The 16,374-nt window shown below is 45.3% G+C and carries 17 protein-coding genes and 1 pseudogene; 6 read left to right on the plus strand and 12 right to left on the minus strand.

Annotated features, from left to right (window positions below; all coding sequences use genetic code 11):
• The 11 genes from rny to ACFSRY_RS12095 form a co-directional block, all read right to left on the minus strand.
• Positions 1 to 1,490 (minus strand): ribonuclease Y (gene rny / locus ACFSRY_RS12045; RefSeq protein WP_377507534.1); only part of this gene is annotated, 1,490 nt, incomplete at its 3' end.
• A 117-nt stretch (positions 1,491 to 1,607) separates the two neighbouring features.
• On the minus strand, positions 1,608 to 1,895 hold the full coding sequence (locus tag ACFSRY_RS12050) for a cell division protein ZapA (protein WP_377507537.1): 288 nt from the start codon (positions 1,893 to 1,895) through the stop codon (positions 1,608 to 1,610).
• Between the two features lie 75 nt (positions 1,896 to 1,970).
• Complete coding sequence (locus tag ACFSRY_RS12055; protein ID WP_377507540.1) at positions 1,971 to 2,267, minus strand: hypothetical protein; 297 nt, start codon at positions 2,265 to 2,267, stop codon at positions 1,971 to 1,973.
• Between the two features lie 4 nt (positions 2,268 to 2,271).
• Positions 2,272 to 4,689, minus strand: a complete 2,418-nt coding sequence (pheT, locus tag ACFSRY_RS12060) for a phenylalanine--tRNA ligase subunit beta (RefSeq protein WP_377507543.1) — start codon at positions 4,687 to 4,689, stop codon at positions 2,272 to 2,274.
• A gap of 100 nt (positions 4,690 to 4,789) precedes the next feature.
• Positions 4,790 to 5,407: a DUF1684 domain-containing protein gene (locus ACFSRY_RS12065; RefSeq protein WP_377507546.1), complete on the minus strand. Its 618-nt coding sequence runs from the start codon at positions 5,405 to 5,407 to the stop codon at positions 4,790 to 4,792.
• A gap of 212 nt (positions 5,408 to 5,619) precedes the next feature.
• Positions 5,620 to 6,582, minus strand: coding sequence for a sodium-dependent bicarbonate transport family permease (locus ACFSRY_RS12070; RefSeq protein WP_377507549.1), 963 nt, complete (start codon positions 6,580 to 6,582; stop codon positions 5,620 to 5,622).
• Positions 6,579 to 7,076 (minus strand): carbonic anhydrase, encoded by a 498-nt coding sequence (locus ACFSRY_RS12075; protein ID WP_377507552.1) that lies wholly within the window; start codon positions 7,074 to 7,076, stop codon positions 6,579 to 6,581. Before ACFSRY_RS12075 ends, ACFSRY_RS12070 begins: the two co-directional genes overlap by 4 nt.
• 2 nt (positions 7,077 to 7,078) lie before the next feature.
• On the minus strand, positions 7,079 to 7,915 hold the full coding sequence (locus ACFSRY_RS12080; protein ID WP_377507555.1) for a DUF6671 family protein: 837 nt from the start codon (positions 7,913 to 7,915) through the stop codon (positions 7,079 to 7,081).
• The gene (locus tag ACFSRY_RS12085; protein ID WP_377507558.1) at positions 7,891 to 8,202 is read right to left on the minus strand and encodes a hypothetical protein; all 312 of its coding nucleotides are present in this window, start codon (positions 8,200 to 8,202) and stop codon (positions 7,891 to 7,893) included. Before ACFSRY_RS12085 ends, ACFSRY_RS12080 begins: the two co-directional genes overlap by 25 nt.
• A gap of 6 nt (positions 8,203 to 8,208) precedes the next feature.
• Positions 8,209 to 8,481 (minus strand): hypothetical protein, encoded by a 273-nt coding sequence (locus ACFSRY_RS12090; protein ID WP_377507561.1) that lies wholly within the window; start codon positions 8,479 to 8,481, stop codon positions 8,209 to 8,211.
• On the minus strand, positions 8,435 to 9,925 hold the full coding sequence (locus ACFSRY_RS12095) for an NADP-dependent isocitrate dehydrogenase (protein ID WP_377507564.1): 1,491 nt from the start codon (positions 9,923 to 9,925) through the stop codon (positions 8,435 to 8,437). The genes ACFSRY_RS12090 and ACFSRY_RS12095 overlap by 47 nt, the downstream gene beginning before the upstream one ends.
• A 96-nt stretch (positions 9,926 to 10,021) precedes the next feature.
• Here ACFSRY_RS12095 and ACFSRY_RS12100 point away from each other — a divergent pair.
• From ACFSRY_RS12100 to ACFSRY_RS12120, 5 genes and pseudogenes are all read left to right on the plus strand, one after another.
• Positions 10,022 to 10,951, plus strand: a pseudogene (locus tag ACFSRY_RS12100) (LysR family transcriptional regulator).
• A 107-nt stretch (positions 10,952 to 11,058) separates the two neighbouring features.
• Positions 11,059 to 12,909, plus strand: coding sequence for a pyruvate kinase (locus ACFSRY_RS12105; RefSeq protein ID WP_377507567.1), 1,851 nt, complete (start codon positions 11,059 to 11,061; stop codon positions 12,907 to 12,909).
• Positions 12,910 to 13,104: 195 nt separating this feature from the next.
• Positions 13,105 to 13,338: a hypothetical protein gene (locus tag ACFSRY_RS12110; protein WP_377507570.1), complete on the plus strand. Its 234-nt coding sequence runs from the start codon at positions 13,105 to 13,107 to the stop codon at positions 13,336 to 13,338.
• A gap of 13 nt (positions 13,339 to 13,351) precedes the next feature.
• Complete coding sequence (locus ACFSRY_RS12115) at positions 13,352 to 13,870, plus strand: hypothetical protein (RefSeq protein ID WP_377507573.1); 519 nt, start codon at positions 13,352 to 13,354, stop codon at positions 13,868 to 13,870.
• A 2-nt stretch (positions 13,871 to 13,872) separates the two neighbouring features.
• A complete protein-coding gene (locus ACFSRY_RS12120; RefSeq protein WP_377507978.1) occupies positions 13,873 to 14,073 on the plus strand; it encodes a YwbE family protein in 201 nt (66 codons plus the stop codon).
• A gap of 7 nt (positions 14,074 to 14,080) precedes the next feature.
• Here the strand turns inward: ACFSRY_RS12120 and radC are convergent, their stop codons facing one another.
• A complete protein-coding gene (radC, locus tag ACFSRY_RS12125) occupies positions 14,081 to 14,803 on the minus strand; it encodes a RadC family protein (RefSeq protein ID WP_377507576.1) in 723 nt (240 codons plus the stop codon).
• A 155-nt stretch (positions 14,804 to 14,958) separates the two neighbouring features.
• Here radC and ACFSRY_RS12130 point away from each other — a divergent pair, with 155 nt between their 5' ends.
• Complete coding sequence (locus tag ACFSRY_RS12130; protein ID WP_377507579.1) at positions 14,959 to 16,197, plus strand: metallophosphoesterase; 1,239 nt, start codon at positions 14,959 to 14,961, stop codon at positions 16,195 to 16,197.
• The last annotated feature ends 177 nt before the right edge of the window (positions 16,198 to 16,374 follow it).

Genomic DNA, 16,374 nt, shown 5'->3' on the forward strand with positions numbered 1-16,374 from the left:
TCAATTTTTTGTGAAATATCAAAAGAGATCTGTGCCGCCTTTTCATCCGTCACATTATCAGCATCTACCATCACGCGCAACTCACGACCGGCCTGGATAGCATAGCACTGGTTCACACCTTCAAACGAAACAGCAGTTTCTTCCAACTCCTTCAAACGCTTGATATACGATTCCATGATCTCGCGACGTGCTCCTGGTCTTGAACCAGAAATAGCGTCACAGGCCTGGATAAGCGGAGAAACCATTGCGGTCATCTCTACCTCATCGTGGTGAGCACCAATGGCATTACATACATCCGGATGCTCTTTATACTTCTTGGCAAGCTCCATACCGATAATGGCGTGTGGCAATTCCGGCTCATCCGGCGTTACTTTACCAATATCGTGTAACAGACCCGCACGTTTCGCGTGCTTCACGTTCAGGCCAAGCTCCGCTGCCATAGTGGCGCAAAGGTTAGCCACTTCACGTGAGTGCTGCAGCAGGTTCTGACCATACGATGAACGGAAACGCATGCGCCCCACCATCTTGATCAGTTCAGGATGAAGGCCATGGATACCAAGATCAATTGCAGTACGCTCACCGATCTCCACGATCTCCTCTTCAATGTTTTTACGGGTCTTGGAAACAACCTCCTCAATACGGGCAGGGTGAATACGGCCATCGGCTACCAGGCGGTGCAACGACAGACGCGCAATCTCACGGCGAACCGGGTCGAAACCAGAGATAATGATCGCTTCCGGTGTGTCATCCACGATGATCTCCACTCCTGTGGCTGCCTCTAAAGCACGGATGTTACGTCCTTCACGGCCAATGATCTTACCTTTGATGTCATCACTTTCGATGTTGAACACCGACACGCAATTCTCAATAGCGTGTTCAGCGGCAGTGCGCTGAATGGTTTCGATAACGATCTTCTTGGCTTCTTTGGTAGCGGTAAGCTTCGCCTGGGCAATGATGTCTTTGATGTGCGAAGAAGCCTGTGTGGTAGCTTCGTTCTTCAGCGCCTCCACCATCTGTTCGCGGGCTTCAGATGCGGTAAGGCCGGCGATTTGCTCCAGCTGCCTTACTACTTCATCGTGCTGATGCTCTACCTCTTCCTTGCGCTTCTTCAGGTGCTCCAGTTGTGTATCCAGGTGCTCCTTTTCTTTGTGCAGCTCGTTCTCTTTGCGCTTTACCTCTTCCATCTGCTTGGAGACGTGCTGCTCGCGCTGCTTCACCTTGTTCTCGTTCTGGATGATGATGTTCTTTTTCTTGTTCATCTCCTCCTCGAACTCCGACTTAAGCTTCAGGTATTTTTCCTTAGCCTCCAGGATACGATCCTTCATGATGCTCTCGCCATTGATCTCGGCTTCACGAATGATGTTCTTGGCTCTCTGCCGCGCGTCTTTCTCCTGTTGCTTGTACACCTTTTGCAACAGTGATCGCCCGATGTATACGCCCACTCCAAGCGCAACAACGGCCGTTAATAAGTAATAAAGGATATCGGGCATAACTATAGTTTAAAGGTTAATAAAAACGTATAGCAGCACCTGCAAAGGAACAGTATAAGGCTGAATGCCTGAAACGAAGTATAAGTGGCAGGCCAGAATAACCCTGGCTGCCTGAGCTTATTTATTTGTCGATGAGAGAAGGTCGTCCAGAACGTTGAGTTGTTGACCAACTTTAGAGATATGAGCAGCTTTCTCATCCTCCAGTTTCAACTTCTCTACCATGGTCTCAAAAGCAACCATAGCCAACAGGTCCTGTTTATCCTGAATACTGAACTGGTCCTTATAAAAACGAAGGCGCTCGTTCAGTAACTTTCCGACAACCCGAAGTCTTTCCTCTTCCTCCTCTTTTACCCGCATCGGATACTCGCGTTCCGCGATGCGAATCTTTATTGATAATTCACCCATCCGTTGCGTTAATTATTGTCTTGCTTATCAACCTGACTACAGTTAAAGGTCTTTAACATCCTTTCCATCTGCAGCTTAGTCCTGAAGATAAGCAATACACTTATCGATTTCTCTAATGTATTCGTTTAGCTTGAGCTTTAACTCTGTCGAATTTGCAGCGTTTCCTGCTATCGTATCTACAATTTTAACAATATTCTCCTGATTTTGAAAATTTTTTATTTGCTGCTCCTTTTCTCCCACTAAGCCCTGCAGGTGTTTTATTTCTTCCTGGGCCTGGGCCAGCTTCTGCTGCACCTCTGTGTAGCGGGAAATCAGCTTGCGCAGCTTTTCTTCAATATGCTGGAGTTGTTGTAGTTGCTTTTCCTTTGGCATAACACTATTTGCGGATAAATGCTCCCAACTGCTTCTCAAATTGCTGCATCAGGCGATTCATCACACTATCGATCACCTTATCGGTTAATGTTTGCTGTTTGTCCAGCAACGTAAAGCTAAGGGCATAGGCTTTCTTGCCTGCCTCTATTTTATCTCCTTCGTACACGTCAAATACGTTTACATCCTGCAGCAGCTTTCGCTCTACTCTGAATGCCACTTGTTTTACCTGGTCGAAAGTAACGCTCTTATCCAGCACCAACGACAGGTCGCGGCGCACCTCCGGGAACTTCGGAAGCTCTTCAGCAATCAATCTGTCTTTATACTTCTTGAGCAGGTAATCCCAGTTCAGTTCGGCATACCACACCTGCTCTTTCACCTCCATAAACTTGGTTAAGCCGGCATCCAACACACCTAGCTTTGCTATCTCTGTTCCGTTCTTCACATAAGAGATACCCTGACGCATATAGCTGCTCTGCTCCAGTGGCTGCACTTCAAAATCGCCGGCGTTCAGCTTGCGAAGCACATTCTGTACCACTCCCGCCAGATCATGGAAGCTTGTCTTCATACTTGGCTGCTTCCAGCTCTCGGCGGTCACATTACCAGCCATGTATAGCGAAAGCTTGCGGCTTTCTTTAAGTTCTCCCTCCTGCTGTTCGTATACTTTTCCCAGTTCAAACAACTTCAGGTCGCGCTGACGGCGGTTGATGTTGCGGCGCAGCACCTCCAAACCAGAGAATACCATGCTTTTTCGCATTACATCCAGGTCTTCGGAGTTATAGTTTATGACCTGCACCAGCCCGGCCATCTCTGCCTCGCCTGCCGGCTTATAGTAGTTAGAGTTGGTGATAGAGTTGGTGATGATCTCATGGAAGCCGTTGGCTGCGATGTAGTTCATGATCACATCCGTCACATCTTCGGCGTATGGGTTCGGGAATTTGGCCAGGAAAGTAGTCGCCAGGTTCTCATCCATCTCAATGTTATTGAAGCCATAAATGCGCAGGATCTCCTCCACCACATCGGCCTCTCGGGTAACATCTACTTTAAATGGAGGCACCGACAGCGTCAGGTGCGTATCTGTTTCTCCGGTAACCTCTATTCCTAAATCTGAAAGTATGGACTTGATACGTTGCGTACCTATATGCTTCCCAATCAATATATGCGCACGCTCTATACTCAGCGTAATTTCTTTACTCCCGATCGGGTTGGGATATTCATCCACAATCTCAGAAGACACCTCTCCGCCAGCAACCTCCTGCACCAGTAGCGCAGCACGCTTCAAAGCTGTGATAACCATATTAGGGTCAGTGCCACGCTCAAAGCGGAATGAAGCATCCGTTTTTAAGCCATGTGCCATACCTGTCTTGCGTACCCAATCCGAAGAGAAATAGGCACTCTCAATGAAGATACTTGTGGTTTCATCTGTCACACCAGACGCTTCGCCGCCAAAAACACCACCAATTGCCATGGGGCCTTCTGTGTCGCAGATCATCAGGTCAGTAGCTTTCAGCTTTCGCTCCACACCGTCCAGCGTTTTGAAAGTAGTGCCCTCATCAACTGTCTTTACAATGATCTTGTCGCCTTTGATCTTATCGGCATCAAAAGCATGAAGTGGCTGCCCAAGTTCGTGCAGCACGTAATTAGTAACATCCACTACGTTGTTTATCGGCGATAAACCAACAGCACGCAGACGTTTCTGCATCCATTCCGGTGATGGACCAACCTGCAGACCTGTGATAGTCACCCCGGCATAACGTGGACATGCCTCCGTATTCTCCACCTCTACTGCAATTGGCTTCTTTGTATTATCGACTTTGAAATCATCAACAGCAGGAAGTATAGCTGGTGTATTGATCAGAGCCTGCAGATCGCGGGCTACGCCGTAATGCGAGGCGGCATCGGCACGGTTTGGCGTCAGGCCGATCTCAAAAACTTTATCAGAACCCAGGCCGAAGAACTCAGCGGCAGACGTGCCGTTCGGCAGGTCGGTATCCAGCACCATAATACCGGCATGCGACTGGCCAATACCGATCTCATCCTCGGCACAGATCATGCCTTCTGATACCGCACCACGGATCTTCGACTTCTTGATCTTGAAAGAATCACCGCCAGTTGGGTGCAGCGTACTATTTACGGTAGCCACTACCACACGCTGGCCAGCTGCTACGTTTGGCGCACCACACACGATCTGGCTTGGCTCACCGGCACCGATATCTACTGTGGTTATATTCAGGCGATCCGCATCCGGATGACGTTCACAGGTAAGCACCTCTCCCAGCACAATACCTTCCAGGCCACCCTTCACCATCTCAAAATTGTGAATTGCCTCTACTTCCAGGCCTGCACCTGTTAATAAAGTACCTACTTCGTCTGCGGTTTTATCTGTATGTATAAGTTGTTTCAGCCAGTCGAATGAAATCAGCATAGTGTTATTCTGTCTCTTTTAAAGTATTGCTTCTACTGCAGAAGCCAATATTCACCAAAATTAAACATAATTCCGCTTAGTGGCACAAGTGCCGGGGAAGTTACTTCTCGTAAGTTTTCTCTCCTGCCGGTATGGCTATTCCTAAACGATTGTCCTTTGGAGGCACAGGGCAGGCATAATCAGGGTTATATGCACAGAAAGGGCTGTAAGCACGGTTAAAATCCAGCATTACCGTCTTGTCGCCCTCCTCGAAAGGCACATCCAGGTAACGGCCACCACCATACGTTTCAAAACCATTCGTTTTGTCTGTAAAGGGCACGAAGAGCTGATCTTTCTTCTCACCGCTCAGCTTTTTATAGAGTGTCAGGCGCTGTGGCTGCCCTTCCATTTCGAAAGCAGCAATACCATAACGCAAATAAGGCTCATAACTTCCACTGGTGAGTGGCATCAGCAAAGTATCCTGCTTCTGCAACTCCTCTACCTGCGCCTTTACCCGATACTCCAGATTTGGCTCGTAGTATACCAGATTCTTGAAGCTCCGGCGTTCTTCATCGATAAAAGGCGAATTAGTCCTGCTCCTAAACGACAGGTCCTTATCTTCACGCTCCTTTAGCAGGGGCTGTATATAATTTTCATCATTGAAGAATGCGTCTTTAAAAAAGTAGAATAGCACCAGCACTACGCCAGCAAGTATGATCAGTCTCAGCGGTCTCTGCATAAAACTCAATTTCTGTTGTTTCTGCAAAGGTCGTAATTTTTGAGCACGAAAGTATAATTGCATGCTCCTTCAAATTTTGTTTGATTTAGAGCAGCAGTTTTATACTTTGGATAATACAACTATAGCCTTACTTAATGGACTTTACCCAACTTAGCTCATACATTTCACCATACTGCCCTTGATCTCCAAGCCAGTTGTTGAGGCTATTTTACCTAAAAGGCGCCAATTACTGACAGATAGATTGGCAAACCAAAAGTGATGTTAAATGGAAAGGTGACAGCCAGCGCCATTGGTAAAAAGATACCTGGATTGGCCTGCGGCACAGCAATCTTCATGGCGGCAGGCACAGCAATATAGGAGGCACTCGCAGCTAGCACAGCAAACATAAGCCTGTTTCCTGGTTCAGGTGTTACCAGGCCACTTAGCAACGCTATGGCGCAACCATTCATAAGTGGCACTACCACTGCAAAAATAGAGGTAAACCAGCCACTCTTAAAGAAGTCTCCCAGCTTTCTTCCGCTTACAATGCCCATATCGAGTAGGAAGATAGCGAGAAAGCCTTTAAACAAATCTGTAGTAAAAGGTTCGATTCCCTGTGCTTGCTTCTCACTGGCCATCAGACCTATGGCCAGGCTACCCAAAATGAGCAATACACTGCCATTAGTAAACGAATGATGCACAATGTTCCGGATATTGGGCGAATGCTCCTTCCTCTCGCAGAATAAACTTATTAAAATCACTCCAACAATTATAGCCGGAGCCTCCATAAAAGCCATCACAGCCACCATGTGCCCGCTAAATGACAATTGCTGAAATTCCAGAAAGGAAACCGCGGTAACAAAGGTAACGGCACTCACAGAGCCATAAGCAGCGGCTACAGCGCCAGCATTTTCAACACTTAGTTTTCTTTTTAATAAAAAGAAAGTATAAAAAGGGATGCCGCAGGAGATAAGCATTCCAAAAAGGACAGCCCAGACAATTTCTATACTATAAACGCTATGCGCCAGTTCCTGTCCACCTTTGAATCCAATAGAAAACAGCAGGTAAAGAGATATGAATTTTGAAGAGGTTGGAGGAATCTCCAGATCACTTTTAAGCTGAACCGCTAGAACACCTAGTATAAAGAAAAGAAGGGCAGGGCTAGTCAGGTTGTCAAGTAGTAAGTCTAAATTCATAAAGTCAACTCCCTTACTAGAGTTTCCACTTCCACTACCTCCCCTGCTGCTTTAGAAGTGATTAAACCGCTGATACTAATTTTCTGCAGCACTACCTCCTGCAGAAAATAATTAATGGAAAGTAACTCCTCTATTTGTCGCCGGACATTAACTTCTGCTAACTGCTTTACCTGATCAGTTATAGAAGGTTTTTCCATTACTTTGCTATAGTTTTCTATTAGAAGGTCTATGAGAATCTGCTCAGCATGTGTGTTATAGCCTTTTTGCTTCGCCAGCACATTATACATAAAGCGGCAGGAGGTGTCGTTCACAACAACTATCTCTTCTATCCTCTCTCTTTCAACAACATCTATCAACTCCTCTGTATAAGACTTATCCTGAAACTGGAAAACCCCTGCCAGTGCAGTTAGAAAGTAGCAATTGCCGTGGTACTTCCTTTTCAGGAAATGCTCTACGTTGGATGCAGGACATATTAAAAACAATCTATTTTTCATCTTTATGGATTACACAATTGACAATAGGTAGGATCTTCCTCTGTTTTGTTATGCGGGTACATAGTCTCAACAGTATGAGAGCATTTTGCACAAGTATAGATTTCGCTAAGCACAGAATGACTTGGAAAGCCACACGCACCACACGGGAGCCCTGGTTTAACACTCGTGACTCCAAAACCAGGAGTTTCACACACCGGACAGCAGGATTTTATCTTGCTTAGCAGCTTTTCTGTTAGTTGCTTGATGACGGACATGCGGGTGGGGTTATACATTGCCCGCATGTCCGTTTCTACATACACACTTTTCCGGTGTTGCAGTAGTGAGTTGAAAGCAGCAAGTAACTGCGCTGTTGAAGTAATACCTTTCGTGATGTTGGTAGCAGAGTTTTTCGATGCCTTGAGCACAAGTGCGTGTGAGGGGAAGTTCGCATTTTCAGCGAAGCGTAGCAGTTCTTCCTCTGTTTTTACCACCTCACCTGCAAAATTTGTCTCAAGGCTCATCTCCCGAGCTGTTATTTCCAGGTTGTTTTTTTTATCAACCAACACCAGAAATTCTTCATCAACAGGCATAAAACCTAGTACAGGGTGCGGTCCGAAAGAGCCCTCGCTGGCAACAGCCAGATCGCAACCATGCAACTCCAGAGCCATTTCACACTTTTTGCGGGCTGTCGTTAAGGGGTCTGCTTCTCGTTCCACCTCACCTGTAAAGGTACCCAGCACATCCGTATCAAATTGATCTGCTACAACACAGCTCACACCCAAGGCCTTTTCTAAAACAGGCGCAATAACCTGCTCTTTTTGGTGCTTAGTGGCAATTAGTAGCTTTCTACCTCTAAACATATTTCTTTTGGCAGCCCCTCAGTCTCAAAAGAGATCTTTATCTGCGACTCTATTACCAGGTTTTCTTCATTGATTTTTGCCTCCTCTATAAGGCATAGTAACTGTTCCCTAGCTTCCTTCAGCTCTTTTATTCTTCTACCTGACACGGAGTCTGGCCTGCTGAAGTGGATCTGAGAGCTAAGGTTTTTCAGGTTGTGGAAATTGATCTTTTTGTTGATCATCTCAAGCAGAATCTCTGCTGCTTCGGAAGGGGTAAAAATTCCCTCGATTAGTTTTAAAGTTTTCATGATGGCTTATTTTTGAATGGAAGTATTGTTGTTAGCAATTAAACGGAACATGTTAAGGCAAGCACCTATGGCCAAGGCCTTGTACATTTCACTGAACTGAACCTCTGAAGTTTCAAAAGCCAGCAGCAGGCCACTTATCGCAGCAATACCACTTACTGCGAGCTGCATGTTGAGCATGGAAGGCAATACTTTTTTACCTTTCGCAAGTGCAGTGAGTTTAAAGAGCTTCTCCTTATTGGCCTTGCCCAAGCGAGAAGGCAATTTTACGATCGAAGGCATATAGGTTTTCTGTTTTAATGGTGTCTATATTTAATTGAATGGCTTTAGAAAGAATTTCCACGATGTGCTGTTTTGTGATAGCCTTTCCATCCACGTGCATAAAGCGGCAGCGCCAGTGATCGGTGCAGAAAGTCTCTGCAAATCCCTCAGGCCATACTTTGATGCCTCGGTTTGTGACCATGTTCAGCTTCACTTCTGGTGCGTCTAACTGCTGCAACTGCTTGGCAAGCACCTCAGGGTCTGTTCCGCTCCAGTGCACAAATACATCTACTCCAAGAAGCTCTTTATGAATGGCGGGCTTGCGCGTATACTTTGGCAGGTTAAGCTTTATTCCTTTAGCATAAGCAACGGGCTGTAGCGTTTCCGGCTTTTGCCCCAAGTTCTTTATAAGGGCAAGAGCGAACTCGTGCGTACCTACTTTCTGCTTACTAACTCCCTCCTGGTAGATGTCCGGCGTATGGATTCCCTCTTCTATGGTCTTGAGCCAGGCATTCTGAATTTTCTCTGCTATGCTATTCTGACCTATGTGGTTAAGCATCATGCAAGCGGCCTGCAGTAAACCGGACGGATTGGCAACATTTAAACCGGCAATGCGGGGAGCAGAACCATGGATGGCCTCAAACATGGCACACGTTTCTCCTATGTTAGCAGAACCTGCCAACCCTACTGAACCAGTGATCTGCGCAGCCACATCAGATAATATGTCGCCGTACAGGTTAGGCATCACAATCACATCAAACTTCTCGGGTGTGTCGGCCAGCATGGCCGCACCTATGTCTACAATCCAATGCTCCTTCTCAATTTCCGGGTATTCAAGCGCTATTTCGTCAAATACCCTATGAAAAAGCCCATCGGTCTGCTTCATGATATTATCCTTGGTAAAGCAGCTCACTTTTTTGCGGCCATACTGGCGCGCATACTCAAATGCATAGCGCACAATTTTTTCGCACCCGGGCCTGCTAATCAGTTTCAGGCATTGCACTACCTCGTCCGTCTGCTGGTGTTCGATGCCGGCATACAAGTCTTCCTCATTCTCCCGGATGATCACTACATCCATCACAGGATGCTTTGTATTGACAAAAGGGGACAAACTAACACAGGGACGCACATTTGCATACAGCCCCAGTGCTTTTCGCATGGTTACGTTCAGGCTTTTGTACCCGCCGCCTTGTGGTGTCGTGATAGGTGCTTTTAACAAGATCTTGCTTTGCCGGATTATTTCCCAAGCCTCTTTGGTGATGCCTGAAGGCTGCCCGGCCAGATAAACACTCTCCCCTACTTCAATCTCTTCTATATCTAGCCTTGCACCTGCGGCATGTAGCACACACAAGGTGGCATCCATTATCTCAGGTCCTATACCGTCGCCTTTAGCAACTGCTATCCTGGTGCGCGGAGGTGTATCCACACCCGCCTTATCAAGTTGACTTTCAGTTAATGTTATCATATTGCTCACAGTTTTTTTATTATTCTACTGCAAACATCTATATTTTGATTTATAAATAATACTTTATATTTTTAATGAAAAGCATAAATAAAATTTATGAATTATACATTACATCAGTTACAGGTGTTTTTGAAGATCACCCAGGTAAAGAGTATAACAAAGGCTGCATAGGAACTGCACCTCACACAGCCTGCTATATCTATACAGCTAAAAAACCTGCAGGAACAGTTTGAAGTCCCGCTCACAGAGGTCATTGGCAGGAAAATCTATATCACAGACTTTGGGAAAGAAATTGCTGCAGCAGCAGAAAAAATTCTGAACGAAGTACACGCCATCAACTATAAAACTTTAGCTCATAAGGGGCTGCTAACCGGTAAGCTCAGGCTATCAGTCGTATCGACAGGGAAGTATGTAATGCCTTATTTCCTATCGAGTTTTCTGAAGCAACATGAAGGAGTGGAGTTGGTAATGGACGTAACCAACAAATCTAAAGTGCTGGAGTGCCTGGAAAATAATGAGACCGACTTTGCTTTAGTTTCAATTCTGCCCGAGCACATAAAAGTGAGCAACGTGGAACTGATGCAAAACAAACTATATTTAGTGGGCAGCGAAGTACAGACAGAGAAGGTAAAGAAATATAAGTTAGAGATATTTAAGATGTTGCCCCTGATCTACCGGGAGGCCGGCTCTGGCACGCGCTTAACCATGGAGAGGTTTATTGCCAGCAACAAAATAACTGTAGGAAAGAAGTTAGAGCTAACATCTAACGAAGCAGTTAAACAAGCTCTGTTAGCAGGATTAGGTTACTCCATCATGCCTTTGATCGGAATTAAAAACGAGCTAAACCAGCAAAGCTTAAAAATTATACCTGTAGATGGCTTGCCTCTAAAAACAACATGGAACCTTATCTGGCTACAAAACAAAAATTTCTCACCGGTAGCTAAGGCGTACCTTTCTCACATTGAAAAAGAAAAAGATAACATCATCCAGAAGCACTTCGACTGGATCGATAAGTACACAGACTAGCAGCAATAGGCACTGGTATACAAGTTAAACTTTTCTGGCTTCTGTTACCAGCATGGGTCACCTCATAACTGTATATCCGTAAGGTTAGTAAGGCCAAACCTTAAGCTATGTCACAACCAAATAAGCAATACGAAGACCTGATCGCACAACTGGATCATTTGTATGAAGAGGCAACAGCGCTTGAGAAAAAATTTTCTAATGCTATTACTAAGGTTGCTCCGGAGTTCAGGAAAAGCGCTACCAACTTACTGCATTACCTGGCGCTCCGACATCATGATATCCGGGAACTGCAGGAAGAGCTTTCGCAGTTGGGCCTGTCATCTTTGGGCCGGGCAGAAGGGCATGTTCTAGCTAGCTTACAGGCTGTTCGCAATCAGCTTTGCCAGTTAGCTTCCTGTACAGTAGTACCTAAGCGCTTAGCTGTATCTTTTACTGAAAACAAAAAGTTACTTGCAGAGCATACAGAAGCTTTACTTGGGCCAAGGCCAAAAGATCGTTCTACCCGGATCATGGTCACAATACCCGGAGAGGCCGCAGATAGCTATGAGCTTATACTCCGCCTGCTGAAAGCAGGCATGAACTGTGCACGCATTAACTGTGCACATGATACTAAGCGGGAGTGGTTAAAAATGGTACAGCATGTTAAGGCAGCACGAAAAGAGACTGGCCTTGATTGTAAAATATTAATGGACCTAATGGGTCCTAAGTTAAGAACAGGACCTCTCAAAGAGGGACCAAAACTGGCAGTGCTCCGCCCGGTTCAGAATGATCTGGGGCAGACAACTGAAGCCTCCAGAATATGGCTGGCACCACCTGGCACACAAGCTCCCAAAGGCACTGATGCCTCTTTGCCAGTTAGCCTGGAGTGGCTTGTTCAACTCCAGGAAGGGGACAAAATACATTTTACAGATACACGGGGACGTAAACGTTCTCTTTCAGTTATTCGGAAAGAGAAGAAAGGTGTTTTAGCACATCTTTTTAAAACTTCCTATATCACCACAGGCACAGAGCTACAAGTAAGGAACAGTTCAGTAGCTGATCGAAAAATAAGGGTTGGTAACCTCCCTGCAATATTTTCTCCCATCGTACTAAAAAAAGACAACCTATTGGTGCTTACCAAAGATCAGATACCAGGTGAGCCTGCTCATTATGATGCCATGGGTCATGTAATACAGCCTGCACATATTGCCTGTACCCTGCCAGAAGTGTTCTCACAGGTAAAAGAGGGACAATCCATCCTTTTTAACGATGGCAAAATAGAAGGAAAGATTCAGGAGGTTGATGCTGATCAACTTTTAATTAAAATCACTTCTGCCAGCGATACAGGAAGTAAACTTCGGGCCGACCAGGGAATAAATCTACCTGAAAGCCGCATACATGTGCAGGGCCTGACCGAGAAGGATAAACACGACCTGAAGTTTGTTACCAAGTATGCCGATATCGTAAATCTATCCTTTGTAAACCAGGTAGAGAACGTTGAGGCGCTGTACCAGGAACTACAAAATCTGAAGGCAAAAAAGAAGCTGGGAATTATGTTGAAGATAGAGACGCAGGAAGGCTTCCGCAATCTTCCCCACCTGCTTTTGGCTACCATGAAAAACAATCCTGCCGGCATTATGATAGCACGTGGCGACCTGGCAGTGGAGTGTGGTTGGCAACGCCTGGCAGAGGTGCAGGAAGAAATATTGTGGTTATGTGAGGCAGCACATATGCCAGTAGTCTGGGCAACACAGGTACTGGAGACCCTCGCCAAGAAAGGGCGGCCTTCCAGGGCCGAAATCACGGATGCGGCCATGGCTCAGCGGGCAGACTGTGTCATGCTAAACAAAGGTCCTCATGTGGTGCAGGCAATAGAATTGTTACACGACATCCTGGTGCGCATGCAGGAACACCAGAATAAGAAGACTTCTATGTTGAGAAGCCTTCACGTATCTGACCTGGAAGCGTTAAATGCTTAGCATACTACTTAGCATTTGATACACAATTTGCTGCACTTCCCTTACTTATATCTACCATTCACTTGAATTCCAGAATATAACTTAACATCAGATATATTAATTTCATATATTACCCTTGCAAAATACAAACCCAGGCATTACCCATCTACTCTTTAGTAAAAGGGGCCGGACTTTGTTCAATTAAACAATAGTTTGATGAAACCAAGAACGATAGATAAGCAGCTTTACAAATTAGCTGCCCTTCTGGTAGTAGTAGGAGCTGTAGAATGGACACTAAACTTTTCTGATAGTCACCTAGGTCTGCACCTCATTTTAGCCGGCCATTTAATAGGCATTACAGCCATCTTTATATACATGAAATACGTTAACGACTTGGAGCGGAATAATCAAACAGCAAAAGAGAAATCCACGAAGTTCCATAACCGTTAACTTAATACACTCCATGAAAGCATGCTTCACCCTCCTACTGCTCCTGGTAGCAGGTAGCAACATTATTGCAAATGCACAGGTACTACCCGAACATCCTAATGCCAAACCTGCACCTATACAGAAAGATCTACATGTTGTAAAACCCTACGTAACCATCAATGCACAGGAGACAGCGATGGGAGCATTTATTGTAGAACCTGATCAGATTGCCTCAGTTGAGGTGATAAAGGAGCAGGATGCAGTAAAACAGTTTGGAGACAAAGCCAGAGAAGGTGCTGTTATCATTAGGCTGAGGGAAAGTGTTTCGCTGGTACGGGTGCAGGAAGTATATGATTTCTTTCAGGTATCTCCGGATCACCAACAGCTAAAGCTCACTATCAATGATCAATTAGTATCAGACAAGGAGAAGCTCCTGGCAGACTTACAGCAGATCGAAAAGCTTGAACTCAAAAAGCAGGATGTAACCGCTGTAAAAAGAAACAGTTTTGATGAAGAAGCTCCATACCTTAATATTGTAACAGTTAAACAATAATGATGGACGGCAGAAAGCGATCTGACATAAAACCTGGCCTGCACGTGAACATTGTCCTGAAAGAAGATCAGCGAACCGGTGATCTTACAGAAGGTTATGTACAGGATATACTTACAAAATCCCCAACACATCCGCATGGCATCAAAGTACGCCTTGAAACCGGTGAGGTTGGCAGGGTAAAAGAGATTCTAGAAGAAGATTAACATCCCTTTACAGCAATCCTTCATCAGCAAAGCTGTAATAGTCATTGTCCGTGAAGATAATATGATCCAGCACCGGCAAATCGAGAAATTGTCCGGCTTCTTTCATTTTTTTGGTAAGCGAGATATCCGCGGCACTGGGTTTAATGTTTCCGCTTGGATGGTTGTGCACCAAAATAATGGAGCTGGCTAACTGCTCCAGCGCTTTTTTGAAGATAATCTTAGGATCTGCCACTGTTCCTGCCACCCCTCCCGAACTGATGCTTTCTTTTTTCATGACCACATTGGCTCGGTTTAACAGTATAACCCAGAACTCCTCGTGCGGCAAATCCAGCAGTTGAGGTTTAATATAATTATAAATATCAGTAGAGCAGGTAATCCGTGTCTTTGCCCCTGCGACAGTTTCTTTACGGCGCCGGCCAAGCTCCAGGGCGCTTACAATCGTAATTGCTTTAGCCTCCCCTATTCCTTTATGCTTCATCAGGTCTTTTACCGAAAGCTTTGCCAGCTCATTCAGGTCGTTTCCTACAGCGGCAAGTATCAGCTTAGCCACATCCACAGCAGTTAGCTTTTGTGTTCCAGAGCCAATTAAAATCGCGATTAGTTCAGCATCGCTCAGAGCAGCTTTACCTTTTAACAAGAGTTTCTCTCTTGGGCGATCTTCTTCGGCCCAGGTTTTAATGTTCAGGGGCTGCTGGTATGGCGCAATGGCAGTAGCTTCTACGTCTTTCACTTACGGTATAGATTTTGATAAAGAATAAGATGCTAATGCAATTAATTTCCTTGCCGATTAGTTCAGCAGTAACAGCTAATTATTATAATATTTTAATTTAACTCTTTAAGTATCTGCTTAGGCATTCTTTTAGTGCCAGATAAGTTGTTCAATATATGATGCAGCGCATTCTTTCTTTTGGTATCGTAATCATGATCCTGTTCTTTATAGACCTATATGTATTTCAGGCAATCAGGATGGTTACACAAAATCTTACTCCTCTCTCACAGCGGGTTCTTTACTTTCTGTATTGGGCAATTTTTGCCATAACGGCAGGCACCTTTGTGGTAGCATCTGTCAACAGAGGTACTCCACCAAGTGCTTTCTACACCTACATGATCAGCACCTTGTTTGTTATTTTCGCATCTAAACTGGTAGTGGTTGTTTTCCTGATGCTCGATGATGTGGTTCGTCTGGGGAAGTATGCCTTTAACAGCGTTAGCAAAGAAGTGCCGTTCGATCCTTCCAGAAACCAGTTCTTAAGCCAGATGGGCCTGCTGGTGGCAGCAATACCATTCACCGCATTTATTTATGGCATGGTTAAGGGTGCCTATGATTACCGGGTAAAGCGTGTTACCCTGCGCTTCCCTAACCTACCCAAAGCCTTTGAGGGTTATAAGATGCTGCAGATTTCTGATCTGCATACAGGCAGCTTTAATTCCACTGATCCTTTAAAAGAAGCAGTGGCTCTAATAAATAAGCAGGAAGCTGACCTTGTTTTCTTCACCGGTGACCTGGTTAACAATCTGGCTTCGGAGGTACAACCACACATCCCGACACTAAAGCAGATCAAAGCCAAAACAGCTGTTTACTCCGTGTTGGGTAATCATGACTATGCTGACTATGTACGTGAGTGGCCAACACCAACTGCCAAGCGGGAAAACCTGCAGCGCCTTAAGGATAGCCATGCTGAAATGGGGTGGCAGCTTCTTATGAATGAGAACCGGATCATAGAAAAAGATGGTGAAAAAATTGCCGTGCTTGGCGTGGAGAACTGGGGCAACAGGGCTGGCTTTCCTAAATATGGCCGTTTAGAAGAAGCTTATAAAGGTGCCGAAGGCGCACCGTTTAAGGTGCTTCTCTCACATGATCCTTCCCACTGGGATGGCGAAATCAACCAAAAGTACCAGGACATTGACTTAACCTTATCCGGCCATACGCATGGAATGCAGTTTGGCGTAAATATCCCAGGCTTGAAATGGAGCCCCGTGCAGTATGTGTATAAGCAGTGGTCAGGTTTGTACAAAAAGGGGCAACAGCATCTGTATGTTAATACAGGCCTTGGCTTCTTAGGATATCCAGGACGTGTTGGCTTCTTGCCAGAGATAACAGTTTTTGAGCTAAAACAAGCTTAGAGCTCTTTCTCTTAAATTACAAAAAGCCGGTTTAATACCGGCTTTTCTTTTTCTGTCAGGGCAGTAAAATATATAGGACTTCTATCCACAGAGTCTGGGGCAGGACTAGCTTTATGTCAAACTATAACAACCAAGCAGCCGTAAAAACAAGAGAATTTAGCTTAAAGCCCGGCAAAG

It is taken from the genome of Pontibacter locisalis, from assembly GCF_042684605.1.
Classification (GTDB): domain Bacteria; phylum Bacteroidota; class Bacteroidia; order Cytophagales; family Hymenobacteraceae; genus Pontibacter; species Pontibacter locisalis.

Bases quoted from the DNA above. Each gene is read 5' to 3' on its own strand.
- pheT (WP_377507543.1), bottom strand. From the start codon at position 4,689: ATGCTGATTTCATTCGACTGGCTGAAACAACTTATACATACAGATAAA.
- ACFSRY_RS12055 (WP_377507540.1), bottom strand. From the start codon at position 2,267: ATGCCAAAGGAAAAGCAACTACAACAACTCCAGCATATTGAAGAAAAG.
- ACFSRY_RS12070 (WP_377507549.1), bottom strand. From the start codon at position 6,582: ATGAATTTAGACTTACTACTTGACAACCTGACTAGCCCTGCCCTTCTT.
- ACFSRY_RS12120 (WP_377507978.1), top strand. From the start codon at position 13,873: ATGGACGGCAGAAAGCGATCTGACATAAAACCTGGCCTGCACGTGAAC.
- ACFSRY_RS12065 (WP_377507546.1), bottom strand. From the start codon at position 5,407: ATGCAGAGACCGCTGAGACTGATCATACTTGCTGGCGTAGTGCTGGTG.
- ACFSRY_RS12110 (WP_377507570.1), top strand. From the start codon at position 13,105: ATGAAACCAAGAACGATAGATAAGCAGCTTTACAAATTAGCTGCCCTT.
- ACFSRY_RS12090 (WP_377507561.1), bottom strand. From the start codon at position 8,481: ATGCCTTCGATCGTAAAATTGCCTTCTCGCTTGGGCAAGGCCAATAAG.
- ACFSRY_RS12115 (WP_377507573.1), top strand. From the start codon at position 13,352: ATGAAAGCATGCTTCACCCTCCTACTGCTCCTGGTAGCAGGTAGCAAC.
- ACFSRY_RS12085 (WP_377507558.1), bottom strand. From the start codon at position 8,202: ATGAAAACTTTAAAACTAATCGAGGGAATTTTTACCCCTTCCGAAGCA.
- ACFSRY_RS12075 (WP_377507552.1), bottom strand. From the start codon at position 7,076: ATGAAAAATAGATTGTTTTTAATATGTCCTGCATCCAACGTAGAGCAT.
- ACFSRY_RS12105 (WP_377507567.1), top strand. From the start codon at position 11,059: ATGTCACAACCAAATAAGCAATACGAAGACCTGATCGCACAACTGGAT.
- ACFSRY_RS12050 (WP_377507537.1), bottom strand. From the start codon at position 1,895: ATGGGTGAATTATCAATAAAGATTCGCATCGCGGAACGCGAGTATCCG.
- ACFSRY_RS12130 (WP_377507579.1), top strand. From the start codon at position 14,959: ATGATGCAGCGCATTCTTTCTTTTGGTATCGTAATCATGATCCTGTTC.
- ACFSRY_RS12095 (WP_377507564.1), bottom strand. From the start codon at position 9,925: ATGATAACATTAACTGAAAGTCAACTTGATAAGGCGGGTGTGGATACA.
- ACFSRY_RS12080 (WP_377507555.1), bottom strand. From the start codon at position 7,915: ATGTTTAGAGGTAGAAAGCTACTAATTGCCACTAAGCACCAAAAAGAG.